Annotated in this window: 25 protein-coding genes; 16 read left to right on the top strand and 9 right to left on the bottom strand. The window is 63.5% G+C overall.

What is annotated here, in order from left to right; genetic code table 11:
- Positions 1 to 210 precede the first annotated feature (210 nt).
- Both ACWGXF_RS11130 and ACWGXF_RS11135 read left to right on the top strand, forming a co-directional pair.
- Entirely contained in the window at positions 211 to 663 is a 453-nt protein-coding gene (locus tag ACWGXF_RS11130; protein WP_256628707.1) for a bacteriohemerythrin, read from the top strand.
- Between the two features lie 94 nt (positions 664 to 757).
- Positions 758 to 1,720 (top strand): MBL fold metallo-hydrolase, encoded by a 963-nt coding sequence (locus tag ACWGXF_RS11135; protein ID WP_452101923.1) that lies wholly within the window; start codon positions 758 to 760, stop codon positions 1,718 to 1,720.
- Between the two features lie 7 nt (positions 1,721 to 1,727).
- Here the strand turns inward: ACWGXF_RS11135 and ACWGXF_RS11140 are convergent, their stop codons facing one another.
- Together ACWGXF_RS11140 and ACWGXF_RS11145 are read right to left on the bottom strand one after the other, a co-directional pair.
- Positions 1,728 to 2,003 (bottom strand): DUF2798 domain-containing protein, encoded by a 276-nt coding sequence (locus tag ACWGXF_RS11140; RefSeq protein ID WP_427771257.1) that lies wholly within the window; start codon positions 2,001 to 2,003, stop codon positions 1,728 to 1,730.
- Positions 1,996 to 2,796, bottom strand: coding sequence for a siderophore-interacting protein (locus tag ACWGXF_RS11145; protein ID WP_202787717.1), 801 nt, complete (start codon positions 2,794 to 2,796; stop codon positions 1,996 to 1,998). Before ACWGXF_RS11145 ends, ACWGXF_RS11140 begins: the two co-directional genes overlap by 8 nt.
- A gap of 67 nt (positions 2,797 to 2,863) precedes the next feature.
- On the opposite strand from ACWGXF_RS11145, the gene ACWGXF_RS11150 reads away from it, so the two are divergent.
- From ACWGXF_RS11150 to ACWGXF_RS11160, 3 genes are all read left to right on the top strand, one after another.
- A complete protein-coding gene (locus tag ACWGXF_RS11150; protein WP_034391123.1) occupies positions 2,864 to 3,307 on the top strand; it encodes a MarR family winged helix-turn-helix transcriptional regulator in 444 nt (147 codons plus the stop codon).
- 339 nt (positions 3,308 to 3,646) lie between these two features.
- The gene (locus ACWGXF_RS11155) at positions 3,647 to 6,004 is read left to right on the top strand and encodes a catecholate siderophore receptor Fiu (protein WP_452101924.1); all 2,358 of its coding nucleotides are present in this window, start codon (positions 3,647 to 3,649) and stop codon (positions 6,002 to 6,004) included.
- Positions 6,005 to 6,218: 214 nt separating this feature from the next.
- On the top strand, positions 6,219 to 6,899 hold the full coding sequence (locus tag ACWGXF_RS11160) for a Fe2+-dependent dioxygenase (RefSeq protein ID WP_087864316.1): 681 nt from the start codon (positions 6,219 to 6,221) through the stop codon (positions 6,897 to 6,899).
- A gap of 28 nt (positions 6,900 to 6,927) precedes the next feature.
- Here ACWGXF_RS11160 and ACWGXF_RS11165 read toward each other — a convergent pair whose 3' ends face one another.
- The 3 genes from ACWGXF_RS11165 to ACWGXF_RS11175 all read right to left on the bottom strand — a co-directional run bounded on the left by ACWGXF_RS11165 (position 6,928) and on the right by ACWGXF_RS11175 (position 12,239).
- The gene (locus ACWGXF_RS11165; protein WP_012839941.1) at positions 6,928 to 7,500 is read right to left on the bottom strand and encodes a DUF4124 domain-containing protein; all 573 of its coding nucleotides are present in this window, start codon (positions 7,498 to 7,500) and stop codon (positions 6,928 to 6,930) included.
- 207 nt (positions 7,501 to 7,707) lie between these two features.
- Positions 7,708 to 9,903 (bottom strand): TonB-dependent receptor domain-containing protein, encoded by a 2,196-nt coding sequence (locus ACWGXF_RS11170; protein WP_452101925.1) that lies wholly within the window; start codon positions 9,901 to 9,903, stop codon positions 7,708 to 7,710.
- Between the two features lie 356 nt (positions 9,904 to 10,259).
- Positions 10,260 to 12,239: a transglycosylase SLT domain-containing protein gene (locus ACWGXF_RS11175; protein WP_452101926.1), complete on the bottom strand. Its 1,980-nt coding sequence runs from the start codon at positions 12,237 to 12,239 to the stop codon at positions 10,260 to 10,262.
- A 15-nt stretch (positions 12,240 to 12,254) separates the two neighbouring features.
- Between ACWGXF_RS11175 and ACWGXF_RS11180 the strand changes: the two genes are divergently transcribed.
- Together ACWGXF_RS11180 and ACWGXF_RS11185 are read left to right on the top strand one after the other, a co-directional pair.
- Positions 12,255 to 12,827 carry a 5-formyltetrahydrofolate cyclo-ligase gene (locus tag ACWGXF_RS11180; protein ID WP_003067985.1) on the top strand — a complete coding sequence of 191 codons (573 nt, stop codon included), beginning with the start codon at positions 12,255 to 12,257 and terminating at the stop codon, positions 12,825 to 12,827.
- Between the two features lie 18 nt (positions 12,828 to 12,845).
- Positions 12,846 to 13,106, top strand: a complete 261-nt coding sequence (locus tag ACWGXF_RS11185; protein ID WP_012839944.1) for a hypothetical protein — start codon at positions 12,846 to 12,848, stop codon at positions 13,104 to 13,106.
- A gap of 117 nt (positions 13,107 to 13,223) precedes the next feature.
- Here the strand turns inward: ACWGXF_RS11185 and queC are convergent, their stop codons facing one another.
- Entirely contained in the window at positions 13,224 to 13,985 is a 762-nt protein-coding gene (gene queC / locus ACWGXF_RS11190) for a 7-cyano-7-deazaguanine synthase QueC (RefSeq protein ID WP_452101927.1), read from the bottom strand.
- 115 nt (positions 13,986 to 14,100) lie between these two features.
- Here queC and ACWGXF_RS11195 point away from each other — a divergent pair, with 115 nt between their 5' ends.
- The 3 genes from ACWGXF_RS11195 to adhP all read left to right on the top strand — a co-directional run bounded on the left by ACWGXF_RS11195 (position 14,101) and on the right by adhP (position 17,375).
- A complete protein-coding gene (locus ACWGXF_RS11195; protein ID WP_343495939.1) occupies positions 14,101 to 14,781 on the top strand; it encodes a glutathione S-transferase family protein in 681 nt (226 codons plus the stop codon).
- 59 nt (positions 14,782 to 14,840) lie between these two features.
- Positions 14,841 to 16,103 carry a multifunctional CCA addition/repair protein gene (locus ACWGXF_RS11200; RefSeq protein WP_452101928.1) on the top strand — a complete coding sequence of 421 codons (1,263 nt, stop codon included), beginning with the start codon at positions 14,841 to 14,843 and terminating at the stop codon, positions 16,101 to 16,103.
- Positions 16,104 to 16,340: 237 nt separating this feature from the next.
- Positions 16,341 to 17,375 carry an alcohol dehydrogenase AdhP gene (gene adhP / locus ACWGXF_RS11205; protein ID WP_034354660.1) on the top strand — a complete coding sequence of 345 codons (1,035 nt, stop codon included), beginning with the start codon at positions 16,341 to 16,343 and terminating at the stop codon, positions 17,373 to 17,375.
- Between the two features lie 62 nt (positions 17,376 to 17,437).
- On the opposite strand, the gene trxC is transcribed toward adhP, so the two are convergent.
- Both trxC and ACWGXF_RS11215 read right to left on the bottom strand, forming a co-directional pair.
- Entirely contained in the window at positions 17,438 to 17,872 is a 435-nt protein-coding gene (gene trxC / locus ACWGXF_RS11210; protein WP_012839949.1) for a thioredoxin TrxC, read from the bottom strand.
- 209 nt (positions 17,873 to 18,081) lie between these two features.
- Complete coding sequence (locus ACWGXF_RS11215; RefSeq protein ID WP_012839950.1) at positions 18,082 to 18,282, bottom strand: DUF2905 domain-containing protein; 201 nt, start codon at positions 18,280 to 18,282, stop codon at positions 18,082 to 18,084.
- Between the two features lie 208 nt (positions 18,283 to 18,490).
- On the opposite strand from ACWGXF_RS11215, the gene ACWGXF_RS11220 reads away from it, so the two are divergent.
- Positions 18,491 to 19,477, top strand: a complete 987-nt coding sequence (locus ACWGXF_RS11220; protein WP_314352747.1) for a tripartite tricarboxylate transporter substrate binding protein — start codon at positions 18,491 to 18,493, stop codon at positions 19,475 to 19,477.
- Positions 19,478 to 19,497: 20 nt separating this feature from the next.
- On the opposite strand, the gene ACWGXF_RS11225 is transcribed toward ACWGXF_RS11220, so the two are convergent.
- Positions 19,498 to 20,625, bottom strand: a complete 1,128-nt coding sequence (locus ACWGXF_RS11225; RefSeq protein ID WP_185950028.1) for a class I SAM-dependent methyltransferase — start codon at positions 20,623 to 20,625, stop codon at positions 19,498 to 19,500.
- Between the two features lie 9 nt (positions 20,626 to 20,634).
- Here ACWGXF_RS11225 and ACWGXF_RS11230 point away from each other — a divergent pair, with 9 nt between their 5' ends.
- The 5 genes from ACWGXF_RS11230 to ACWGXF_RS11250 all read left to right on the top strand — a co-directional run bounded on the left by ACWGXF_RS11230 (position 20,635) and on the right by ACWGXF_RS11250 (position 24,206).
- Positions 20,635 to 21,420 carry an SDR family oxidoreductase gene (locus tag ACWGXF_RS11230; protein WP_003067974.1) on the top strand — a complete coding sequence of 262 codons (786 nt, stop codon included), beginning with the start codon at positions 20,635 to 20,637 and terminating at the stop codon, positions 21,418 to 21,420.
- 25 nt (positions 21,421 to 21,445) lie between these two features.
- A complete protein-coding gene (locus ACWGXF_RS11235) occupies positions 21,446 to 21,817 on the top strand; it encodes a dihydroneopterin aldolase (RefSeq protein WP_003050921.1) in 372 nt (123 codons plus the stop codon).
- Positions 21,811 to 22,806: a tRNA 2-thiocytidine(32) synthetase TtcA gene (gene ttcA / locus ACWGXF_RS11240; protein ID WP_053283233.1), complete on the top strand. Its 996-nt coding sequence runs from the start codon at positions 21,811 to 21,813 to the stop codon at positions 22,804 to 22,806. The genes ACWGXF_RS11235 and ttcA overlap by 7 nt, the downstream gene beginning before the upstream one ends.
- 83 nt (positions 22,807 to 22,889) lie before the next feature.
- The gene (locus ACWGXF_RS11245) at positions 22,890 to 23,621 is read left to right on the top strand and encodes a DUF4136 domain-containing protein (RefSeq protein WP_452101929.1); all 732 of its coding nucleotides are present in this window, start codon (positions 22,890 to 22,892) and stop codon (positions 23,619 to 23,621) included.
- 102 nt (positions 23,622 to 23,723) lie between these two features.
- Positions 23,724 to 24,206, top strand: coding sequence for a DUF2501 domain-containing protein (locus ACWGXF_RS11250; RefSeq protein WP_046460605.1), 483 nt, complete (start codon positions 23,724 to 23,726; stop codon positions 24,204 to 24,206).
- The last annotated feature ends 100 nt before the right edge of the window (positions 24,207 to 24,306 follow it).

Here is a 24,306-nt window from a genome sequence, read left to right on the forward strand (position 1 = left end):
TAGGGTTAATGCGTGGGTCAGATTGAGATGGAAAAACCGGGGGCTAGTGGGTCACTTCTGGGTGGAAATCAACACCTTCGCTGATTTATGCAACAACGCCCTCTTAAGACCACGTCCCAAGAGGCTTTTTCTTTTGCCAGCGCTGCAATCCAGCGCCCTTGCATAATGGATCTTCCGCACAAGGCCCCGCCTGGTAACAAGAAGACCACTATGAAAGAGACACCCACCCTGACCTGGGGCGACGCACTGCTGATGGGGCACGACCCCATGGACGAGATTCACCAGGAATTCGTGCAACTGGCGGGCCGGCTCGAATGCGCCAGCGACGAGCAGCTGTCCGGGTTGCTCCAAACCATGGAGACCCATCTGCAGCACCACTTTGCCGAAGAGGACCAGTGGATGCTGAGTACCGGCTTCCCTCCGCGCGACTGCCATATCGACGAACATGCGGCCGTGCTCAAGTCGGTGGCAGAGGTCCGCGTCAAGCTCGCCGAAGGCAATGTAGCCCTTTGCCGCGATCTGACCAAGGCCCTGGTGGACTGGTTTCCCGGCCACGCCACGCATCTCGATTCGGCCCTGGCGCACTGGCTGTCCAAGCAGCGCTTTGGCGGCAAGCCCGTGGTGATTCGCCGCAACATCCTGCCTTCGGCCGAATCTCACTGAGCAGCACTGAGCAGCTCGCCCACGCGACAGCTGCGTGATGAGCGGTCTGCTAGGCTTGTGCAAAACACAAAGCACCGCACAGGAGACCAGTCCGATGAATGCATCCCCGGCAATGCATGTCCCACTGCCGCCCGGCATGACCGTGCTGGAGCGCGGCTGGCTGTCAGCCAACAATATCGTCTTTGCCGCGCAGGCCGGCGATGCCGAAGGTGCTGCCGTCATCGACACCGGCTATGTCACGCACTCCGCACAAACACTGGCGCTGATCGACAGCACGCTGGAAGGTCAGCCGCTGGCGCGCATTCTCAACACCCATCTGCACAGCGACCATTGCGGAGGCAATGCTGCACTACAGCAGGCTTATCCACAGGTTCAGACCTTTATCGCACCAGGCCAGGCCGAGCAGGTGCGCAACTGGGACGAAGCCGCCCTCAGCTACGCCCCCACGGGCCAGGAATGCCCGCGCTTTGCCATCACGGGCTTGCTGCAGCCAGGCAGCACGATAGGCCTGTCGGGCCGCGACTGGCAGATCCATGCAGCCCCCGGCCATGATCCGCATTCTGTGATTCTGTTCGAGCCTGACAGTCGCATCCTGATCTCTGCCGATGCGCTATGGGAAAACGGCTTTGGCGTGGTCTTCCCCGAGATCGAAGGCATTGCCGCCTTCGACGAGGTCGCCGCGACACTGGACGTCATCGAGCGCCTGGAGCCCCGCCTCGTCATTCCCGGACACGGCGGCTTGTTTGGTGATGTGCAGGCGGCTCTGGGCATTGCCCGAAAGCGGCTGGCAGGCTTTGTCCAGACTCCGGAACGCCATGCCAGCTATGCCGCCAAGGTACTGCTCAAATACAAGCTGCTGGAGTGGCAAAGCATCAGAGTGCAGGATCTGCAGGACTGGGTTCATGCCACTCCTTATTTCGGCATCCTGCACCAGAGATACTTTGGCGCACAGACCGCACAGCAATGGCTGGAAAGCCTGATCGAGAGTCTGCTTGCCAGCAGCGCGGCCGAGCTGCGGCGCGATGCAACCGGCGCCCCCGTCCTGCTCAATCAGTGAGAAACGCTCAGTGCTGCACGGTGGCTGCAACCAGCCGCATGACCAGCGGACGCACCAACACCACGCAAGCAAAGGCCGAAGGCATGGCCAGCGCATAGGCCTTGAGCACTCGCCATCCATAGCCTGCCCCCAGGCCGCCGTTGGCAGCCACGATGATGCAGCACATGATGAAGGCCATGATCAGCGCCATGTAGAAGGCAAACACCAGGGGTGTGTAGCGCTGGTGCAGCTTGCGACGCAGTATTGCAGTGAGTCGTGAAGGCGGACCGGTCTCTTCAGTCATTCGCGCTCAGTTCCTCGTGGTGAGCGGCCTCGCCCTGCTTCCAGTAGGACGCAATCCGCATGCGCTTGGGATTGGCACCGGGCTTGGCCAGAATGCGCTTGCGCAGATCGGCCATGGCGCGATTCTCGCCTGCGGCCCAGACAAAGCCCTCGCCTTCGGGCAGTTCCAGCGCATCCACCGCATCGGCCAGCGAACTCACCCACTGCAGGTCCAGCGCTGCAGCGCTGCACCAGTGGCGTTGATCGACCTGATTGCCGATCTGCACCCGCACGATGGCGCGGCTGCCGGCCGGCAGTTCCGCCAGGCGGCGCTCCATGGCGGGCATGGCGCTTTCATCGCCCAGCAGCACATGCCAGTCCAGATCGGCGGGCACGACCAGGCTGCCGCGCGGGCCGGCCAGGCCCAGCCACTGGCCGATGGGTGCTGCGCGCGCCCATTCCACGGCCGGGCCCGAGCCATGCTCGGCGAACTCCAGCTGCAGCGTGTGGCGGGCCGCGTCGTAGTTCAGCGGCGTGTAGTCGCGCATGGTGGGGCGCTCGCCGGCTATATGGGGGCGACCGTCGACCATCTGCGGCAGATTGGGCCTGTCCATCCCGGCCTGGGGCAGGATGAGCTTGGTATGGTCGTCAAAGCCCGCGCTGACAAAGCCTGCCAGTTCGGGGCCGCCCACGGTCAGGCGGATAAAGCCGGGGCTGAGCTGCTCGCGCGCCAGCAGTTGCACATGGCGTGAGCGGAATTCGTGGCGTACACGCTGCATGATGGACACTGTCTCGGTGTTGGACATGATTTTCATTAAGTTGATAAAGTCCACGAAATATCCATTAATAAGTTGACTAAGTCAACAAACAACCTTTCCCACCATGAGTTCATCCATCGCTGCCGATGTGTTCGAGGTACTGCACGATCTGCTGCACCTGTTTCGCGCGCGCCTGCTTGAGTCGCTTGAAGCGGTGCAACCGGGGCTGACCTTCAACGAATTCCGCATCCTCATGCACACCGGTCGCCACCCCGGCATCACGCAAAAGGAACTGGTCGAGCACAGTCACACCGACAAGGCCCAGATGGCTCGCACCCTGGCCCAGTTGCAGGACAAGGGCTGGCTGGAGCGCTCTGCCAGCGAAGCCGACAAGCGCGTACGCTGCCTGCAGCTCAGCACCAGGGGACAGCAGTTGTTCGACCAGCTCAGAAGCCGGCGCGAGCAGATAGCCACCGAGCTGCTCAGCGACTTTCCTGCGGCCCAGCAGGCCTTGTTGCATGATTTGCTGCTGCAGGCCAGGGACAGCGCCCAGGCTACGCGACCGTAAAGACTCTCAAAAAAGAAGCAGCCAGTGCATGCTGTTAGATGATTTCAATGGCCTGGCACCTTGAGATATAGATAGAAAAGGCGGTAGCCGCTCTCATATCCGAAGTGAAGCGAGTGCCCGCCTATCCCGACCATGTTGCTATGCAACAACGCCAGACATGATTCTCCGTAAACTTTCGCAAAGTTATATTAAGAATCATTATCATCCTTTGCATTCGTACCCGAGTACGCTTTAGCCAGCCAGGACTTCGCCCGGACGCCACCCTCGTCCGCGCTCGCATCACAAGTGCAGACAGCCCGTACCAGCCAGCCAACTGTCTTCACTTCCAGTCCTTTCAACATGGCTCAATCCAACATCTATATCCAAAGCCGCAAGCATTCCGCGGGCCGCTTGCCTTCCTCCGCCGGTCTGGTCGCCTGCGCCACCGTGCTGGCCGGCGCCACCCTGGCAATGCCAGCAATGGCCCAGACTGCAGAAACCGCACTCAAGGAAGTCAAGGTGGAGGGCAATGCCGACACCGGCTACACGCCCGGCCAGCTGTCCTCGCCCAAGTTCACACAGCCGCTGGTCAACACCACGCAGACCGTCAACGTCATCAAGGAGCAGCTGCTGCAGGAGCAAGGCGCCACCACGCTGACCGAGGCGCTGCGCAATGTGCCCGGCGCCGGCACCTTCTACGCGGGCGAGAACGGCAACACCAGCACGGGCGACGCCGTCTATATGCGCGGCTTTGACAGCTCCAGCAGCATCTATGTGGACGGCGTACGCGACATAGGCTCGATCTCGCGCGATATGTTCAACATCGACCAGGTCGAAGTCACCAAGGGCCCGGCCGGCACGGACTATGGCCGCAGCGCCCCCACGGGTGCCATCAATCTGGTGAGCAAGCAGGCCAATCTGAACAACAGCTTCGGCGGCTCCCTGGGCCTGGGCTCGGCCAGCTACAAGCGCGCCAGCATCGACCTGAACCGCGTCATCAATGCCGAGACCGGAACGGCCGTACGTCTGAACGCCATGGCGCAGGACGCCAATGTGGCGGGCCGCAACGGCATCGAAAACAACCGCTGGGGCATTGCGCCTTCGATTGCCTTCGGCCTGAACTCGCCCACCCGCGTGTTCGTGAACCTGCTGCACATCAAGCAGAGCAATGTGCCCGACGGCGGCGTCGCCACCATCGGCCTGCCCGGCTACACCTCGCCCGACGCTGCAGGCTATGCAGGCCGCCGCGCCTTTCTGGATTCTGCAGCACGCGTCAACAGCAAGAACTTCTACGGCACGGCCTCCGACCACGACGATGTGACGGCCACCATGGCCACGCTGAAGGTGGAGCATGATTTCTCCGCCACCACCAAGCTGCGCAACACCACGCGCTGGGGCGAGACCAAGCAGGACTATCTGCTCTCGGCCATCATGGGCCAGGGCTATTCTGTGGGCGGCGTCCTTGGCAGCAATGGTCTGCAGACTCCCAACCCCGCCGATCCATCCACATGGTCAATGGCGCGGCTCATCAACACCAAGGATCAGGTCAACCGCATCCTGACCAACCAGACCAATCTGAACACCAGCCTTGCCACCGGCAGCGTGCAGCATGATCTGAGCCTGGGCCTGGAGCTGACGCGCGAGGAACAGACCAATTACGGCTTGGTGACCTCAGGCTCAGTGCCTACCCGGGTCAGCGTATACAACCCTGACTCCAGCGTCACGCTGCCTGCCTATGTACGCAACGGCGCGGACAGCAAGGGCAAGACCGACACCGTGGCGCTGTATGCCTTCGACACGCTGAAGTTCAACGACCAGTGGCAAGCCAATCTGGGCCTACGTCTGGACCGCTACAAGACCTCGTACAACGCCATGGCGGTCTGCACGGCCACCTCGACCACCCAACCCTGCGGCAGCAACCCTGCTGGCACCGTGGTGCCCACCACGTCGGACGGCCTGAGCAAATCCGGCACCTTGCTGAGCTGGAAGGCCGGCCTGCTCTACAAGCCCGCCCCCAATGGCAGCGTGTACATGAACTACGCGCTCTCGCAACAGCCACCGGGCGGCAGCAACTTTGCGCTGTCGGCCGCGGTGAACAATGCCGCCAACCCCAATATGGACCCGCAGAAGGCCAAGACGCTGGAGCTGGGCAGCAAATGGGAGCTGATGGAAAAGAACCTGATGCTCAGCGGCGCGCTGTTCCGCACCGAGGTGACCAACGAGATCGTCACCAACTCCGACGGCACCGTGGGCCAGACCGGCAAGAAGATCGTGCAGGGCCTGGAGCTGGGCGTGATCGGCCAGATCAACAAGGCCTGGGGCGTGAGCGCGGGTTACACCGTGCAGAACACCAAGGTCGACACCGGCGCCCTGGTGGCAGCCGACGCCAGCAACGGCCTGACCTATACGCCCAAGAATGCCTTCAGCCTGTGGAGCACCTACCAGCTGCCCTTCGGCCTGACGATTGGCGGCGGCGCGCGCTATGCGGGCGGCCTCAAGCGCGGCACGGACGGTGCCGTGGGCACGCCCAACCACACGGACGCCTACTGGGTGTTCGATGCCATGGCCAGCTACCGCGTGAACAAGAATCTGGACATCCAGCTCAATGTCTTCAATCTGTTCGACAAGGACTATGTGGCGGCCATCAACAAGAGCGGCTACCGCTACTTCCCCGGCATTGCACGCTCGGCCCGTCTGACGGCAAACTTCAAGTTCTGATTGGAAGTTCTCCCCCTGAGGCGCTCCGCGCCTTCCCCCTCTCTGGCGCCGAGCGCCGGAGGGGGACGACAGCCTCGCTGGGGCAGCCCTTGCTGCGCGGCGGCGCTTGCTCGCTGTCTCTTACCTGGGTCGCGCCGTCTTCAGCGACAGCGATCCACTTTCCGACCTGCAGCCTCGCCCAAGCGGGGCTTCTCCATTTCAAAGAATTTTCACCATGATGCTGCACATCCCCAATGTCCTGAGCCGCGAGCAGGTCGCCAGCATGCGTGCCGCCATAGCTGCCGCCGACTGGGTCGACGGCCGCGCCACCGTGGGCAGCCAGGGCGCCCAGGTCAAGCGCAACCGGCAGCTGCCCGAGCACTCGCCCGTAGCCCAGGAGCAGGGCCGCATCATCTTGCAGGCGCTGGCCGCCAGCCCGCTGTTCTTCAGCGCCGCCCTGCCCGCGCGCACCATGCCGCCGCTGTTCAACCGCTACAGCGACAGCGAAACCTACGGCCTGCATGTGGACGGTGCGGCACGCCGCGTCGCGGGCTCCGAGCAGTGGCTGCGCACCGATGTGTCCTGCACGCTGTTTCTCTGCGAGCCCGAGGACTACGAGGGCGGCGAGCTGGTCGTGGTTGACACCTACGGCACGCACGAGGTCAAGCTGCCTGCGGGCGATCTCATCCTCTACCCCTCCACCAGCCTGCACCGGGTCGAGCCAGTGACACGCGGCGAGCGGGTCTGCTCCTTCTTCTGGGCCCAGAGCATGGTGCGTGACGATGCACGCCGCGCCATGCTGTTCGAGATGGATCAGGCCATCACGGGCCTGCGCGAAAAATTCGGTGAAACCGAGGAAACCGTCAGCCTGACCGGCCACTATCACAACCTGCTGCGCATGTGGGCCGAGACCTGAGAACGTGTTCTGAAAGCGGCCGAGCTGCTCAGGGCCTGTGCTTTTCGGCGCAGCCGACCAGGTGGTTGTGCATGCTGGTCATGCACTGGTACATATCGCGCGAGCGGCCCGTGGCGGCCTTGCAGTCGCTGACCGTGGCCTGCGAGCGCAGCTTCACGAAGTTGCCCGCCGAGCTGTCGTACTGAGCCTGGGTGATATAGCCGCCCCTGAGGTTTTTCTGGCCGTTTTCCAGCATGGTCTCGATCTGGCTGCGGATGTTGTCCACCGCCAGCGCGCAGTTCAGCGCCACCTCCTTGCCGTCGACCTTTCTCAGGCCCTGGGCCAGGCCGTCGGCCATTTCCTGAGCGCCCTTGGGCAGCTTCCTGGTGCCGTCGGGATTGCGTGTCTCCGGTCCTTCGCCAAAGCGCCCCGCGCCCGCACCGGAGCTGCCGTTGGGCGAGACCTTGACCTGCGATGCATCCGCCTGCTGCGGCGGCAGCTGCGAGCCGTAATGCGTCTGCCCTTGCGCATCCACCCATTTGTAGACGGGCTGTGCCACCAGGGCACCGGCCCAGACCAGTCCCAGCGTGGCGATGAGCACGCGGCCTTTTGCTGCTGACATTGCGACTTCTCCTCACTCACTGCTGGCCTGCCATGCGCAGAACCGGTATTTGTAAAGAAGTGTAAACAATAATCAGCAATATGAAAACAGGAGCTGCCTGCGCTTTTTCGTCCATGGTTTCAGACATAAAACAGTTTGAAACCTATGATTGAACTGCGCTGACAGCTCCTGATTCAGAAGCTCATGCCGCTTGTAAAGCGCTCAGCCTCAGAACTTCATGTTCGCCGTGATCCAGAAGGTACGACCGGCCTGGGTCACGCCCGACACACTCTGGCCGCCCTGGAAATAGCTGTTCACCCAGGTCGGCGTGCCGTTGACGCTCACCTGCTGATACTTGCGGAAGTCCTTGTCGAACAGATTGAAGATGCTGGCGTTGATGCTCAGGCTCTTGTTGACCTGATAGCTGCCTCCCAGATGGAACAGCGCATAGCCCTTGATATCGCCCACGGCGTCATACACGTCCCTGTTGGCCTTGCTCAAGTTGTCGTAGGAGCCGCTGAAGCGCGGACTCTTGCCACGGTACTCGCCGCGCGCCCACAGGCGCCACTGGCTGCTCGGGGTCCAGTCCAGCTGGGCGCTGGCAATATGCTTGGCGGTGTTGGCCAACTGGCCGTTCTTGACGCCTTTTTCGATCACCTCGCTATTGGTCCAGGTGTAGCCGGCCTTGACGGCCCAGTCCTTGGCCAGCTGGGCGCGGCTGCTCAGCTCCAGACCCCAGGTCTTGGCCTTGTCCACATTGATGGAGTAATCGGCCGTGGGGTTGTAAGCGCAGCTGGAGATGTAGACTGAGCCAGGCTTTTTAGGATCGCAAGAGCCGCCCGAGGCGATCTTGTCCTTGACATCGTTATGGAAGAAGGTGGCCGCGCTGGTCCAGCCCGCCTTGTTGTCGAACAGGGCCGACAGCTCCACATTGGTGCTGGTCTCGGGCTTGAGGTTGGGGTTGCCGATGCTGATGGTCTGGCCCTGGCCGGTCACGCCGCTGACACCGTCGATCAGCTGATTCAGGCGCGGAGCCTTGAAGCCCTGGCTCACGCCGCCCTTGAAGGTCCAGTTCGTCGTCGCATCCCAGACCAGATAGGCGCGCGGGCTGAACTGGCCGCCAAAGGCATCATGGTGGTCATAGCGGCCGCCCAGCGTGGCGGCCAGACCCTGGCGCAGACGCCATTCGTCCTCGACAAACAGCGACCACATGGTCTGCTTGTGGCTTTGCGGCAGCAGGCCGTCCTTGAGCTTGGCATCCCAGAACTGGCCGCCCACGGTCAGCATATGAGCATCGCCCACGGGGGCCACCAGCTTGCTGTCCAGCACCAGATTGGTGGTCTTGAGCTCGCGATCGGCGCCAGCACGCGGGTCGCCCTTGGGCACCGACGCGCCGGGGATGGTGCGGCCAATGGTCTCGGTTTCGGTATGCATCAGGCTGCTTTCCAGCGTGCCGAAGCCCAGACGGCCGGTATGACCGATGCTGACCTGATCGCGGTTGAAACGCAGCGCATCGCGATAACCGGGCTGCGAACCAGGCTTGGCAACCGCATCGCGATTGCCCAGACGGCCATCTTCGTTGTTGTACCAGGTGCGAGCCTGGTCCACATCCAGCCAGATGTCGTGATAGCGGCTGGGCGTCAGCGTCAGCTTGGCACCCAGGCTATGCTGGCGGCTTTGCGCCGGCGCGGGGTTGCGTGCACCGGCGGGCTGTGCGGCGCCTGGGGCCAGCACCCAGTCGGCGGCATCGCGGTTGAAGGTGCTGCCGCGCACGGCCAGACCCAGCAGATCCTGCTTGATGGGGCCGTTGATGTAGAAGCTGCTCTTGTACTGGTTGCCCCATTCGCTGTCTTGCGGAATGCCGGCGCCCACGCTGACTTCGCCACCCCACTCCTTGCTGACCTTGCGCGTGATGATGTTGATCACGCCGCCCATGGCGTCCGAGCCGTAGAGCGTGGACATGGGGCCGCGAATGACTTCGATGCGCTCGATGGCCGACATGGGCGGCATGAAGCTGGTCAGTGCGGCGCCGAAGCCGTTGGGCGTGACGTCGCCCGCCACGTTCTGGCGGCGCCCGTCGATCAGGATCAGCGTGTAGTCGCCGGGCATGCCACGGATGCTGATGTCGAGGCCGCCGGTCTTGCCGGTTCCGCCCATCACATCAATGCCTTCCACGCCCTGCAGGGCTTCGGCCAGATCGCGGAAGTTCTTGGTCTCCAGCTCCTGGCGCGTCACGACGGAGATGGAGGCCGGGGCATTTTTCAGCTCTTGCTCGAAGCCGGAGGCAGAGACCACCACCTCCTCCATGGTGGACTCCCTGGCTTGTGCAAAAGCATTGCCGGCGCATGCGGCGGCAGCGGCCAGGGCCAGTAAACGGGGTTGCCAGCGAATGTGGCGGGCACGGCTGAGAGCTGCGTTGGACATGATGACTCCTCGGCCTGCCTCGGGCAGGTCGTTCACAGATACGGATAGGAAGCGGCGGCCCGGGGGGCCTTCTGGACAGCTGGCAGGCAGCTAAAGGGAGACAAAGCCGAGGTTGTATGTGACGTTATGGGCTCTGACGGTTGCAATTATGTACTTTTGTAAACGCAAACCAGTCTCATTCGCCATATGTTTGTAGGTTATTCACCTACATGGGACTTTGCGTGCTATTTCACGCGCGCCTCGGCGCGGGTCTTGTTTGAGCACTTGAAGAGTTCAATAAAAAAGCGCTCCACACCTTTCAGGCAGAGCGCTTTTCACTATCATTAAATGAGCAATCAGCTCATCGAAACAACCGCCTATGGCAAGTCCTTCATGGTTTCGGGATCATTGGCCGGACGCGGGCCTATGGTGCCCAGACGGCTTTTGAGCGACTGAGGCTGGCCGGTGATCAGCGCCGCATAGTTGGTGGTGTTGGAGAGTACCTTCTTCACATAGTCGCGGGTCTCGCTGAAGGGCACGTTTTCGGCCCAGATGGCGGCATCCAGCGTGGGGCCGTTGCGCCAGTTGCGCGGGCGGCCCGGGCCGGCGTTGTAACCCGCGGCAGCCAGCGCCATCGAGCCTTCGAAGTCGTCCAGCGCCAGCTTGAGATAGGAGGTGCCGATGGTGATATTGGTGTCGCGGTCGTTGATCATGTCGGGCGTGAAGCCCGTCATGCCGATCTTTCTGGCCGTCCAGCGCGCCGTGGCCGGCATCACCTGCATCAGCCCCGAAGCGCCCACGCCCGAGCGTGCATCCATGATGAAGCGGCTCTCCTGACGGATCAGGCCGTAGACATAGGCCGGGTCCAGCCCGATATTGCGCGACTTGGCCAGCACCGTGTCGTGATAGGGCATGGGAAAGCGCTGCTTCCAGTCGGCAAAGGTCTTGGTGCGCTCGCTGGTGTTGATGCAGCGATCCCAGACCTGGCGCTCGCAGGCCAGATCGGCGGCCGCATACAGTTCGCGATCTTCCATGCCTCCCGGCTGGTGCAGATTGGTGGAATAGTTCCACTCGCGCACGCCTTCGCTGCGCAGCCCCATGCCAATCGCATACAGGCTGCGGCTCAGGCCGGGGTTGCTGCGCGCCGCCGCCTTTTCCTGCGCCGTCAACGGTGCGGGCGCGGGCGGCACGGTAATGCGCTGGCCGATTTCCTCCAGCGCCAGCTGCTCGTAGAAGCTGCTGCTGCCGGCCGTGTCTTCCAGCAACTGGCGGGCTTCGGCCTTTTCCTCGGCATTGGGGCGGCCCGCCAGCATGGCCTTGGCCTTCCAGTAGGCCCAGGTCGGGTCGGTGCGCTCCGGCCCCATGGCGTCGATGGCGCGGCGCACGGCCTTCCAGTCGCCGGCGCGCAAGGCGGCGCGGGCCTTCCAGCCCAGCAGGTCGTCGCTCAGGTCCTCGTTGCGGCGCACCTTGCCGAAGTAGTTGTTGGCATCGGGCGAGAGCTTGAAGGCGGCCTGCTTGCCGGCCACGGCCCAGGCCCAGTTGCGCTCCTCGCCGTTGAGCTGGGCGCCCCAGCCGCCTTCGATCTGGGTGGCGGCCGCATCGGGGTCGCTGGCCGCCATGCGAATCAGGGCCAGCAGGGCCAGCTCCTTGCGCTCGCGGCCGCGCGCCTTGCTCTGGCCTGCCAGGTATTTGGCGGGCGAGGCAAACACCAGTGCCACCTGGTCGGCGGCCTCGGGGGCGACGATGGCCACCGCATCACGGGCCGCCTTCTGGCGATTGTTTTCGGTAGCCACGCGGGCACGGCGCCAGACATCGGCGTCGGTGATCAGCTTGTTCGAATACAGCTGGCCGGCGGCCGTGGTGCAGCCGTCATCGGCATCCTTCTGTGCCAGCCACAGATCGCGTACCTGCTGGCCCACATTGGGCGCGCCCCGGCCTTGCAAGGCATCGGCGAGCAGGGCGTAGCAGGTGACGGACTTGTCGTCGCGCATGCGGAACCTGGGATAGACCTGGCTGAAGGTGTTCCAGTCGCGCTGCTTGCCCAGCAGCAGCAGCCAGTCGTTGCGCAAGCGGTCTTCCTGATAGGTGCCGGCATAGCGGTTCAGAAAGCCCTGGATTTCATCGGGCGAGGCGGTTTCCAGACGGTTCTTGAGTTCCCAGTAAGCGGCCCAAGGTTCGAGGGGGTGACCGGCAGCCTGAGGCAGGAGCTGGGTCAGCGCCGTCTGATTGCGACTGCGGAATGCTTTTTGCATATCCAGCAACACGGCGTCGCCCGAGTTTTGTGCCTGCGCAAACGGAGCAGCTACAGTCAACAGGGAAGCCGCACAAAGCGGTGTCAAAATCTTCAGCCAGTGCATGGAGGAAATTATCCGATGGACAAAGCAGCGTTACGCCGCAAGTTGATTGAACTGCGCCTCAACCTTCCAGATCGCCTGCAACGCGCCGATGCGCTGCAGCAGGTGATGCGCTTTTGGCTGATGGAGCGGCCCGATACCGTGATTGGTGCCTACTGGCCCATCAAGGGTGAATTCGATCCGCTGCCAGCCCTGCATCGCTGGAAGGAAGATGGCGAGCTACAGGGTACTCCACAAAGGCGCAGGATCGGGCTGCCGGTGATAGACAAACAGCGCAAGACGCTGAGTTTTCACGCCTGGTACCCCGGTTGCCCGATGGAGGAGGACGCCTATGGCATTCCCAAGCCCAAGGATACCGAACTGCTGGTGCCCACGCTGCTGTTTGTCCCCTGCGTAGGCTATGCGGCCGGCGGCTACCGCCTGGGCTATGGCGGCGGTTTCTATGACCGCACGCTGGCCGAGCTGAGCCCGCGCCCCTTCACCGTGGGCCTGGGCTACACCAATGGCTATGTCGATGACTTCCAGCCCGAGGCCCATGACCAGCCGCTGGACGCCATCCTCAACGACAACGGCGTAGTCTGGCCCGTCTAACCTTTGAATCGCTTTGCCATGAGTCGTCCCCGCAAGAACATTCCCCAGCGCCGCTACCGCCAGCGCCCGCCACTGACCGTGATGCAGCTGCCGCTCACGCACCCCGAGGTGCTGCGGCTGCAAGCACATATGCGCCGCCATGGCGCGCTCGGCCTGACACCGCGCCAGCACGATGCCATCTGGGACTTTCTGTTCGAGCGCCCCGAGAGCCAGGCCTGGCTCAGCCAGATGACGGCGCAGATTCAGGCCGGGCAGATCGCCACGCGGCCCAGCGCCTGAGTCGGATCCATAGCGCAGATGCTCCTCATTAAGGAGCATCTACCGCATTTATCAAAAGGACTTCAAAGCAAAAATGCCTTGAAGTCCTTTTTTATCAAGCGCAAGAAGCTATCAATTTCAAGCTGACTGGCTGGCGCGCCAGTTGTGCCAGCCCGATGCACGCAGCTCGCAAGCCGGGCAGCTGCCACAGCCATAGCCCCACTCGTGCAGCGCATCGCGCGTGCCCTGATAGCAGGTATGGGTCTCGGTGCGGATCAGCTCCACCAGTTCGCTGCCGCCCAGGTCCTGGGCCAGTTGCCAGGTCTGGGCCTTGTCCAGCCACATCAGCGGCGTATCGATGCGCAGCCGGCGCTCCAGGCCCAGGTTCAGCGCCAGTTGCTGGGCCTTCATGGTGTCGTCGCGGCAATCGGGGTAGCCCGAGTAATCGGTCTCGCAGACGCCGGTGACGATCACCGTCAGCCCGCGGCGATAGGCCAGCGCGCCGGCCAGCGTCAGAAACAGCAGATTGCGGCCCGGCACAAAGGTGTTGGGCAGGCCGTCGGCCTGCATGGCAAAAGCCACATCCTCGGTCAGGGACGAGCCGCCGATCTGCTTGAGCACGTCGAGCGACAGCACATGGTCCTCGCCCAGACGCGGCGCCCATTGAGGAAAGCGCCGGGCCAGCTGCTCGCGCACACCGGCGCGCACCTGCATCTCCACGCTGTGGCGCTGGCCGTAGTCAAAGCCCAGCGTCTCCACGCGCTCGAACATGGCCAGGGCCTGGGCCAGGCAGGTGGTCGAGTCCTGGCCGCCCGAGAACAGCACCAGCGCGCCCTTGTGGTGACCGGCCCCGGCCACCTGAGCGGCCGGGCTTGCAGAAGAAGTCGAAGTATTTGCCATAGTGCTGCAATTACATCATCCGCCGCGCCGCCGAGACATGACTGTGGAATCAAAACACACAGACCGTCAGGCCCAAGCTTGATAAGCTGCTCGACAAACCACACAGGAGTCCGCCATGAAGCTCTATATCGGCAACAAGAATTACTCGTCCTGGTCCATGCGCCCCTGGGTGCTGATGCGCCAAAGCGGCATCAGCTTCGAAGAGCTCACACTGCGCTTTGACAGCTTTGCGCCCGACTCCAGCTTCAAGCTGCAGGCGCTGGCACTCGCACCGACCGGCAAGGTGCCGCTGCTGGTCGACGAGGGACTGATCATCTGGGACAGCCTGGCCATCTGCGAATACCTGGCCGAGCGTTTTCCCGACAAGCATCTGTGGCCGCAAACCGTGGCCCAGCGCGCCCGCGCGCGCAGCCTGGTGGCGCAGATGCACAGCGGCTTCGGCGCGCTGCGCAGCTTCTGCCCCATGAATATCGAAGCCCAGTTGCAGGAAACCGGAGCCCGGCTCTGGGCCGAGCATGCCGATCTGCGCAGCGATGTCCAGCAACTCGAAGAGCTCTGGACCCCGCTGCTGAGCGCTGCCAGCGGCCCCATGCTGTTTGGCCAGTTCAGCATTGCCGATGCGTTTTTTGCGCCAGTGTGCATGCGCATCAACAGCTACGGCCTGCCGACCTCGGCCCCCGTGCGCGCCTATGTGCAGCGCGTCACCCAGTTGCCAGCCACCCAGGAATGGATTCAGGCCGCGCTGGCCGAGCAGGACTTTCTGCAGTTTGAAGAGCCCTATCGCCAGCAGCGCTGAGGCCTGGCTCCCGCGATTGCGGTATCTGCAGGCCGGCTCGCAGCCACTACCATTGCAGCATGAGTGAATTCAAGGTTTTCAAGGTAGGCGGTGCGGTGCGCGATGCATTGCTGGGCCTGCCCGTCAACGATACGGACTGGGTGGTGGTTGGCGCCACGCCGGAGCAGATGAGCGCGCGCGGCTTCGTGCCCGTGGGGCGCGACTTTCCGGTGTTTCTGCACCCCCGGACCCATGAGGAATATGCGCTGGCACGCACCGAGCGCAAGAACGGCATGGGCTATCGCGGCTTTGTGGTCCACACCGCCGCCGATGTGACGCTGGAAGAAGACCTGGCGCGGCGCGATCTCACCATCAACTCCATCGCCGCTCCCGCAGACTGGACAGGCAACGGCAACCTCGAAGATCTGGTGGATCCCTACCACGGCCAGCAGGATCTGAAGAATCGCGTGCTGCGCCATGTGACCGATGCCTTCCGCGAAGACCCGGTACGCATTCTGCGTCTGGCCCGCTTTGCGGCGCGCTTCACCGATTTTTCCGTCGCGCCCGAGACCATGGAACTCATGCGCGAGATGGTGGCGGCCGGCGAGGTCGATGCCCTGGTGCCCGAGCGCGTGTGGCAGGAAATCAGCCGCGGCCTGATGGAGGAGCGGCCCTCGCGCATGTTCGAGATCCTGCGCGAATGCGGGGCGCTGGTCCGGCTGCTGCCCGAACTCGACAAGCTCTGGGGCGTGCCCCAGCGCGCCGAATACCACCCCGAGATCGATTGCGGCGTGCATGCCATGATGGTGCTGGACATGTCGGCCCGCTTGCAGGCACCGCTGTCCGTGCGTTTTGCCTGCCTCTGCCATGACTTCGGCAAGGGCACCACTCCGACCGATGTGCTGCCCCGCCATATCGGCCATGAGCAGCGCAGCGCCCGCCTGCTGCTGCAGGTCTGCGAGCGCTGGCGCGTGCCCAACGACTGCAAGGAGCTGGCCGAGGTCGTGGCGCGCGAGCATGGCAACATCCACCGCAGCCACGAGCTCAATGCCGCCGCCCTGCTGCGGCTGCTCGAGCGCTGCGATGCCATACGCAAGCCCCAGCGCTTCGAGGAAGCCCTGCAGGCCTGCGAATGCGACGCGCGCGGACGTCTGGGCTTTGAAGATGCGGCCTATCCGCAGCGCCAGCGCCTGGGCAATGCCCTGAAAGCGGCTCTGGCCGTGGAAACCGGCCCGGTGGCCCAGGCCGCAGCGCAGCGCGGCCTCAAGGGCAAGGCCATCGGCGACGCGGTGAGCAAGGCGCGCGAGCAGGCGATTGCCGCCTATCTGGAAGACGGCGCCTAGCCGCCCGCGCGCCGAGGTCCAGAAGGCAGGGATGGGCGCAGCTTGAGTTAAGTCAAAGAAGGTATGCTGCAGCCATTGCACAGTACGAGACGGCTACGGCGGTTCGCTCCGCCCGGGCCATGCAGCGGGTCACGAAGCCCGCTGCAACACCCATTCCATACCGGTATGGTTCTTTGACGGGCAAGTGTCCGGCCCACAGGCCACGGCCTTGCCCTCTTGCTTCAAGGAGGTGCTCTGATGTCCTTACCCCAGACCATGAAAGCCGCCGTGGTGCGTTCCTTCGGGAAGCCGCTCACGATCGAAGAAATGCCGGTCCCTCGACCGGCAGACGATCAGATCCTCGTCAAGATTGCCGCCTCCGGCGTCTGCCACACCGATCTGCATGCGGCCGAAGGCGACTGGCCCGTCAAGCCTCATCCGCCCTTCATTCCCGGCCATGAGGGCGTGGGCCATGTGGCTGCGGTGGGCAAGAACGTCAAGCATGTCAAGGAAGGGGATCGCGTGGGCGTGCCCTGGCTGCACAGCGCCTGCGGCTTCTGCCGCCACTGCATAGGCGGCTGGGAAACCTTGTGCGAATCTCAGACCAATACCGGCTATTCGGTCAATGGCGGCTTTGCCGATTACGCACTGGCCGACCCCAACTATGTGGGCCATCTGCCGTCCAATGTGAGCTTTATCGACGTCGCTCCCGTGCTCTGCGCCGGGGTCACGGTGTACAAGGGCCTGAAGGTCACCGACGCCAAGCCCGGCGACTGGGTGGTGATTTCCGGCATCGGCGGCCTGGGCCATATGGCCGTGCAATATGCCAAGGCCATGGGCTTCAATGTCGCGGCGGTCGACATCGACGACAGCAAGCTCGCGCTGGCGCGCCAGCTGGGCGCAACCGTCACCGTCAACGCCATGAACACCGACCCGGCGGCCTATCTGCAAAGAGAGATTGAAGGCGCCCACGGCGTGCTGGTCACGGCCGTGTCGCCCAAGGCTTTCGAGCAGGCTCTGGGCATGGTGCGTCGCGGCGGCACGATTTCGCTCAACGGCCTGCCGCCCGGCGACTTTCCGCTGCCGATCTTCTCCATGGTGCTCAAGGGCATCACGGTACGCGGCTCCATCGTCGGCACGCGCCTGGACCTGCAGGAGTCGCTGGACTTTGCCGCTCAGGGCAAGGTCAAGGCCACCGTATCCACCGATAAGCTGGAAAACATCAACGACATCTTTGCCCGCATGCACGAAGGCAAGATCGAAGGCCGCGTGGTGCTGGACATCGCCGCCTGAGCCAGGCTAACCGGCCCCGAACCGGGGCCGGGTGAACGGGCCCGCTCGCGCGAAGCCGCCGCTCAGATCACCGAGCGCACCCAGCGCACGATCTCCGAGGCAGGCAGGGCCCCGGAGATGCGTGCCAGTTCCCTGCCTTCCTTGAAAACCACCATGGTCGGAATGCTGCGAATGCCCAAGGGTGCTGCGGCCTGTGGATAAGCCTCGGTATCGAGCTTGGCCAGTTGCGCCTGCCCCGCCAGCTGCTGGGCCGCCTGGGCAAAGGCCGGCGCCATCATGCGGCAGGGGCCGCACCAGGGAGCCCAGAAATCCACGACCACGGGCAACTGGCTGCGGCCGGTGTGCCGGGCAAAGCTGTCGTTGTCCAGCGCCACGGGCTCGCCCGTCACCAGCGGCTGGTGGCAGCTGCCGCAATCGGGCTGATTGCCCAGTTGGTCGCTGGCAATGCGATTGGTGGTGTGGCAATGAGGACAGACGTAGTGCAGGGATTCGGACACAGGGGCAACCTTTCTAGGATTTACGCAAAAAAGAATGCGACAACGGCCTGCCTCCTGGGACAGTCGCCTTGCCTGAACCCGCTTTGCGCAAGTCGTACTTTCTTTGGCAATGCCTGACGGTGCCAGCAGGCACTGCTCGGGCTCAGGTCCGTATGTGCAGCCAAAGCCTGCAGATTCAAGTCGGCCAGCCTCAGAACGTGTTTACGCTCTCAGAGCTTCACAAAGCGGGCAATCAGCGCCGCCACCACGCTGAGCAGCACCGTACTGGCCACGGGCAGAAAAAATTCCTTGCCGAACAGCCGGAAACGGAAGTCGCCGGGCAGACGCCCCAGCCCTATGCGCTGCAGCCAGCCGTGCAGCCCGTTGACGAGCAACAGGGCCAGAAAAATGACGATCAACCAGCGAATCATGAGACCGCAAGTATAGGGGCGCACTGTCCTGACGGCCTGCGCGCCCATGCTGTCAGGCAGCCATTCCGTTTATGCATGACATGCTTCCCAAAGATTGATTGACCTCAATTCCCCCCTCTGCCCATGATGTCCAAGCCCTGCGCCATGCAGGGACCGGGCCCATGCGTCTGCCGTCACGGCCCGCCAACAACAAACAACGAGACATACCGTGCCCCAGACCTTTTCACGCAAACAGTTTCTTCTGACCGCAGCGCTGCTGGGCGCCAGCCTGGCCCTGCCGGCGGCTGCCGACAGCTTCCCCAATCGCCCGCTCAAGCTGGTCGTGCCTTTCTCGCCCGGCGGCAATACCGATGTCGTGGCGCGCCTGGTCGGCCAGGGTCTGGCCGAGGCCCTGGGCCAGCCGGTCGTGGTGGAGAACATCCCCGGCGCCAACGGAGCCATCGGAGCCAGCCGCGTCGCAGCCGCCGCCAATGACGGCTACACGCTGCTGTTCGGCACGGCAGGCACGCAGGCCATCAATCCCAGCCTGTACCGCAATCTCAGCGAGAAAAGCCTGGACGACTTCGAGTACGTGGCTCTGGTGACCTCGATTCCCAATGTGCTGGTGGTCAACGAATCGAAAACACCGGTCAAATCGGTGGCCGAGTTGGTGAGCTACGCGCGCGAGCGCCGCACCGGCATGAGCTATGGCTCGCCGGGCATGGGCTCCACCGTGCATCTGTCGGGCGAGCTGCTCAAGAGCGCCGCCAAACTGGACCTGGTTCACGCGCCTTACAAGGGCAGCGCTCCGGCGCTCACCGATCTGATCGGCGGCCAGATCGATTTCATCTTCGAGAACATCACGCCGGCACTGCCCTTCATCCAGGGCGGCAAGCTCAAGGCGCTGGCCGTGACCTCGGCCGAGCGCCTGCCGCAGCTGCCTCAGGTCCCGACCATGAAGGAAAGCGGCTTTCCGTCCTTTGTCACCGCCACCTGGAACGGCGTGCTGGCCCCCAAGGGGACACCACGCGCCGTGGTCCAGCGACTTGAAGCGGCCACGCTCAAGGTGGCCAGCAGCCCCGAGTTCAAGGCCAGGGTCGCAGCCCTGGGCGGCGAACCTCGCCTGCTCGGCTCAAGCGCGTTCCGCGACTTCACGCGCACCGAGTACAAGCACTGGGGCAGCATCATCCAGGCCGCCAAGCTCGAAAAGCAGTGAGCTCGGCTGGCACGCAGACGCTATAGCCGGTGCGTGCGGTCGCCCTGCACAAAGCCCAGCGGCGTCCAGGGCTCCACGCCCTTGGACAGGGCAACGACCTTGAACAGCTCGCCCATCTCGTGCTCCATGACCAGCTTGGAGGCCATGGAGCGGGCCTTGATGCCGACCGCATCGAGCTTGGGCGCAAGTCCGCAGTTGATGAGAAAGTGCGCCTGATTGGTATAGCCCAGCACGTCGAAGCCCGCATCCTGGGCCGCCACGGCCGTGCCCGTGAAATTGACGTGAGCCGTGATGTCCTTGAGGCCGACCAGCACCAGCGGATCGTTGTCCACCTGATGCTGGTAGTGGCAGACCAGGGTCCCCATATGGCGCTGCTCGTGGTAGTACTCGCTCTCGCCAAAGCCGTAATCGATGAAAAAAGCGGCACCGCGAACCAGACGCTCGCCCAGGGTGTGGATAAATGCCTCGCCCTGGCGGTGGATTTCGGTCAGAAAATCATGCGGTCCGCCGATATCCACAGGCGGGCGCAGTTCGGTGGGACGGTCTTCCCAGGCAAAAGCCGCCTCATCGCCGCCTGCACCGAGCACCACGCCGCGCTCATGCCATTGGCCCCGGGTGCGCTGCAGCAGCTGCACCGGCATGGCATCCAGCACCTCGTTGCCGATGATCACGCCTTCCATGGCCTCGGGCAGCGCATCCACCCAGCGCACCAGATGTTCGTACTTGGCCAGCGCCAGCTTCTGGCGCGCGCGCAGCGTTCCCGAGAGATCGACGATGGTGTAGCGCTCTGGCAACGCACCCTGAGCCGCCAGCTCGTCGAGGATCTGCAGCGCCAGCGCGCCGGTTCCCGCGCCGAACTCCCAGATCTCGCGGGTATTCGTTTTTTGTAGCGCTTCCCGTAACTGGGACGCCACCAACTGGCCAAAAATAGGCGAAATCTCCGGCGCCGTCACAAAGTCGCTGCCCGACTCCGGCATGGCGCCGAACTTGGCCGTCTCATTGGCGTAATAGCCCAGGCCCGGTGCATAGAGCGCCAGCTCCATGAAACGGTCGAAAGGCAGCCAGCCGCCCACGGCGGCAATCTCCTTGGCAATGCGGGATTGCAAGGCGCTCGTTAAACTTGAGGGTTCTGTCGTCACAACCCGCATTTTCCACGAATGTCCTCACCCGCCCGACCACGCACAGTATTGGTGACCGGTTCCGCCCGTCGCCTTGGACGTGACATGGCCCTGGCCCTGGCCCGCGCGGGCTGGCAAGTGGCTGTGCACTATCGCGACTCCCGCGAGCAAGCCATGCAGACCGTGGCTTCCTGCGCGCAGTTGTCGGGCGACAGCGCGGCTTTTGACGCGGACTTCTTTGACGAGGAGTCCGTGCGCTCGCTGGTGCCGCGTGTGGTGGAGCGCTTTGGCCGCATCGACGCCGTGGTCAATAACGCCTCGCTGTTCGAACATGACGATGCCCAGAGCTTCAGCTATGTGGCGCTGGAAGCACACCTGCGCAGCAACACGGGTGCGCCCATATTGCTGTCCCAGGCTCTGCACGCCCATGTGCAGGAGCGCGTGGCGGCGGGCGAAGAGTCGGCCCAGGGCGCCGTGGTGAATGTGCTGGACCAGAAGCTCTGGAACCAGAACCCCGATTTCCTGAGCTACACCCTCTCCAAGGCGGCTCTGGAAGCCGCCAACACCATGCTGGCCCTGGCGCTGGCTCCACGCGTGCGCGTGGTGGGCGTGGCGCCGGGCCTGACGCTGACCAGCCATATGCTGAGCCAGGAAAAGTTCGAGGCCCTGCACGCCATGAGCCCGCTGGGACGCTCCTCCTCGTCCGAGGACATTGCCGCCGCCGTGTGCTTTGCACTGGAAAACCGATCCATGACGGGCACCACCATGCTGGTCGATGGCGGCCAACATTTACAGCGCTTCGAGCGCGATTTTTCGATGATGTGAGCCCGTCGAGGCCGCACCCTTTTCCATGACTTCCACTTCCGGACAACAGATTCTCACGCTCACCGGGCTGCGCTTCGACGCGAGCCTGGGGATTCTTGCGCATGAGAAACAAGAGCCTCAGCCGATCCAGGTCGACGCCGAACTCAATCTCGGCCCCCAGCCCCTGGCTCCGCGCGATGACGACATCCTCCATGTGCTGGACTACCGCAAGGTGCGCCAGATCATCATCGACGAATGCACCTCAGAGCATGTGAACCTGCTCGAGAGCCTGATCGGAAAGTTGGCCCAGCGCCTGCTGCAGCTGCCCGGCGTGCGCGGCGTGCGTGTGAAAATTGCGAAGCTGGAAATTTTTGACGACTGCGAAGTAGCCATTCGCATCGAAACCGGACAATGGTGAACCCCATGAATGCAGTAAACGACAACCCCTGGATTGCCGAAGAGGCAGAAGCCGCCGATGCTGCGGCCGCAGAGAACGCCAACGGCGAAGAAGCCGCCAAGCCCGGCAAGATCAAGATCGAGCGCGAACAGATCAAGCTCGAGAAGCGCCTGTGCCGCGAAGTGGGCAAGGCCATCCTCGACTACAACATGATCGAGGAAGGCGATCGTGTCATGGTCTGCATGTCCGGCGGCAAGGACAGCTACACCCTGCTCGACATTCTGCGCAAGCTGCAAAAGCGCGCACCCGTGAAGTTCGACATCGTGGCCGTGAACCTGGACCAGAAGCAGCCCGGCTTCCCCGAGCATGTGCTGCCCGAGTACTTCCAGAGCATCGGTGTGGACTACCACATCGAGAACCAGGACACCTACAGCGTCGTCAAGCGCGTCGTGCCCGAAGGCAAGACCACCTGCGGCCTGTGCTCGCGCCTGCGCCGCGCCATCCTGTACAAGGTGGCCGACCAGCTGGGCTGCACCAAGGTGGCCCTGGGCCATCACCGCGACGACATCGTGCAGACCATGATGCTCAATATGTTCTACGGCGGCCGCATGAAGGGCATGCCGCCCAAGCTGGTCAGCGACGACGGCAAGCATGTGGTGATCCGCCCCCTGTGCTATGTGCCCGAGAAGGACACGACGCGCTGGGCCCAGTACCAGAACTTCCCCATCATTCCCTGCAACCTCTGCGGCAGCCAGGACGGCCTGCAGCGCGTGGCCGTGGGCAATATGCTGCGCGAGTGGGACAAGAAGTTCCCCGGCCGCATCGAGAGCATGTTCCGCGCCATGGGCAATATCGTGACCACGCACATGATGGATCCCCAGCTGCACGACTTCAGGAACGCCAAGGCCACGGGCATTGCCGATCCCAACGGCGACATGGCCTTTGACCATGAAGAGCTGCCAACCATGGCAGCCCTGCCCGGCGGAGTACAAGTGGTACAACTGTCCTGAGCGGACTTTTGAACTAAAACCGGACCCTGCTGTCCAATCAAAGGCCCATTCCATGGGCCTTTGTCGTTTTCAGAGAAATCATCATGAACCTGCACAAAACCTCCTTACGCTGGATCGGCCTTGTGGCCCTGACTGCGACGGCTCTGCTGGCCGGCTGCAGCACGGTGCGCGAGGTCAACAGCACGGTGCAGAGCTTTTCCGCACTGAACACCATCCCCGTACCGGCCACCTACCGGCTGGAGACCCTGCCCTCGCAGCAGGGCCAGGTGAACTTCGCGGCCGTGGAAGCCCAGGCCCAGCATGCGCTGGCCCGCGTCGGCCTGACGCGCGATGACTCGCGCGCCAGCCTGGTGGTGCAGATCAGCGCCATGGCCCGCTATGCGCGCGACTGGGCCAGCTGGCCCTATTACGACCCCTACTGGGGCCCGCGCTGGGGCTGGGGCATGAGCTACGGCCGCGGTTTCGGCTGGGGCTTCGGCGGCAGCATGATGTTCAACGAGCCGCCGCTGGAGTATTACCGCGCCGTGAGCATCGTCATGCGCGACATCAAGACCCAGCAGATCGTCTACGAAACCTCGGCCCAGCGCCAGGATGTGTGGACCGACGACCCGGCCATCTTCGGCATTTTGTTTGATGCGGCGCTGACGGGCTTCCCCAAGCCGCCGCAGGGCCCGCGCAATGTGCGTACCGTCATCCAGCCGCCGGCAGCGCAGCCTGCCAGCGGCGCGCCTGCAGCACCCGCACAGCCCGCCGCATTGGTCACGCCAGCCGCCCCGGCCAACGTGGCACCGGCCACCGTGGCGCCGGCACGTTGATTTGCAATCTTCAACAGTTGCCCGGCCTGCCGCGTGCTAACGTGCAGCTCGCTTTGAACCAGGGCGTCTTCCCTGAGCCCTCGCCATGAAAAGGATGAAGTCATGAAGAAATTTGCTCTCTCCAGCCTGCTTTGCGCCTCCGTGGCCGCGGGTGCCTTCAGCGCCCATGCCAGCGGCCTCGGCGACGCCTTGCGCGGTCAGCTGGGCGGCGGCGCGGCCGAGAGCAGCTCCAGCGCCTCGGGCCTGGGCGGCATGCTCGGCGGCTCCGGAGGCTCTTCGGCACTGTCCGCCCTGGGCCTGGGCAATCTGAGCTCCGGCACGGCCAGCAATGCCGCAGGCGTCCTCACCTACTGCATGAAGAACAACTACCTCAACGCCGACAAGGCCGCCCAGGTCAAGAATCAGCTGCTGGGCAAGCTGGGTCTGGGCCAGAAGGAAGAACCCAAAGACCAGGGCTACCAGAACGGGCTGATGGGCATGGTCACGGGTGCCGACGGCAAGAGCTTCAGCCTGGACAAGGTCAAGAGCAACCTCAAGGAAAAGGCCTGCGACTTTGTGCTGGACAATGCCAAGTCGCTGATCTGACACCGGAAGACATGGCAGCCGGCGCTTGAAGCGCAAGCGCTGCAATAGCTAAAGGCTTGCAACCATGGTTGCAGGCCTTTTTTCTTGCCGGCTGCGCCAC

It is taken from the genome of Comamonas sp. HJ-2 (assembly GCF_053615495.1).

Coding starts and splice junctions, on each gene's coding strand:
- ACWGXF_RS11155 (WP_452101924.1), top strand. CDS start 3,647: ATGGCTCAATCCAACATCTATATCCAAAGCCGCAAGCATTCCGCGGGC.
- ACWGXF_RS11135 (WP_452101923.1), top strand. CDS start 758: ATGAATGCATCCCCGGCAATGCATGTCCCACTGCCGCCCGGCATGACC.
- ttcA (WP_053283233.1), top strand. CDS start 21,811: ATGGTGAACCCCATGAATGCAGTAAACGACAACCCCTGGATTGCCGAA.
- ACWGXF_RS11170 (WP_452101925.1), bottom strand. CDS start 9,903: ATGTCCAACGCAGCTCTCAGCCGTGCCCGCCACATTCGCTGGCAACCC.
- adhP (WP_034354660.1), top strand. CDS start 16,341: ATGTCCTTACCCCAGACCATGAAAGCCGCCGTGGTGCGTTCCTTCGGG.
- ACWGXF_RS11250 (WP_046460605.1), top strand. CDS start 23,724: ATGAAGAAATTTGCTCTCTCCAGCCTGCTTTGCGCCTCCGTGGCCGCG.
- ACWGXF_RS11165 (WP_012839941.1), bottom strand. CDS start 7,500: ATGTCAGCAGCAAAAGGCCGCGTGCTCATCGCCACGCTGGGACTGGTC.
- ACWGXF_RS11195 (WP_343495939.1), top strand. CDS start 14,101: ATGAAGCTCTATATCGGCAACAAGAATTACTCGTCCTGGTCCATGCGC.
- ACWGXF_RS11245 (WP_452101929.1), top strand. CDS start 22,890: ATGAACCTGCACAAAACCTCCTTACGCTGGATCGGCCTTGTGGCCCTG.
- ACWGXF_RS11225 (WP_185950028.1), bottom strand. CDS start 20,625: ATGCGGGTTGTGACGACAGAACCCTCAAGTTTAACGAGCGCCTTGCAA.
- ACWGXF_RS11230 (WP_003067974.1), top strand. CDS start 20,635: ATGTCCTCACCCGCCCGACCACGCACAGTATTGGTGACCGGTTCCGCC.
- queC (WP_452101927.1), bottom strand. CDS start 13,985: ATGGCAAATACTTCGACTTCTTCTGCAAGCCCGGCCGCTCAGGTGGCC.
- ACWGXF_RS11145 (WP_202787717.1), bottom strand. CDS start 2,796: ATGAAAATCATGTCCAACACCGAGACAGTGTCCATCATGCAGCGTGTA.
- ACWGXF_RS11160 (WP_087864316.1), top strand. CDS start 6,219: ATGATGCTGCACATCCCCAATGTCCTGAGCCGCGAGCAGGTCGCCAGC.
- ACWGXF_RS11130 (WP_256628707.1), top strand. CDS start 211: ATGAAAGAGACACCCACCCTGACCTGGGGCGACGCACTGCTGATGGGG.
- ACWGXF_RS11215 (WP_012839950.1), bottom strand. CDS start 18,282: ATGATTCGCTGGTTGATCGTCATTTTTCTGGCCCTGTTGCTCGTCAAC.
- ACWGXF_RS11175 (WP_452101926.1), bottom strand. CDS start 12,239: ATGCACTGGCTGAAGATTTTGACACCGCTTTGTGCGGCTTCCCTGTTG.
- ACWGXF_RS11235 (WP_003050921.1), top strand. CDS start 21,446: ATGACTTCCACTTCCGGACAACAGATTCTCACGCTCACCGGGCTGCGC.
- ACWGXF_RS11200 (WP_452101928.1), top strand. CDS start 14,841: ATGAGTGAATTCAAGGTTTTCAAGGTAGGCGGTGCGGTGCGCGATGCA.
- ACWGXF_RS11185 (WP_012839944.1), top strand. CDS start 12,846: ATGAGTCGTCCCCGCAAGAACATTCCCCAGCGCCGCTACCGCCAGCGC.
- ACWGXF_RS11150 (WP_034391123.1), top strand. CDS start 2,864: ATGAGTTCATCCATCGCTGCCGATGTGTTCGAGGTACTGCACGATCTG.
- ACWGXF_RS11140 (WP_427771257.1), bottom strand. CDS start 2,003: ATGACTGAAGAGACCGGTCCGCCTTCACGACTCACTGCAATACTGCGT.
- ACWGXF_RS11180 (WP_003067985.1), top strand. CDS start 12,255: ATGGACAAAGCAGCGTTACGCCGCAAGTTGATTGAACTGCGCCTCAAC.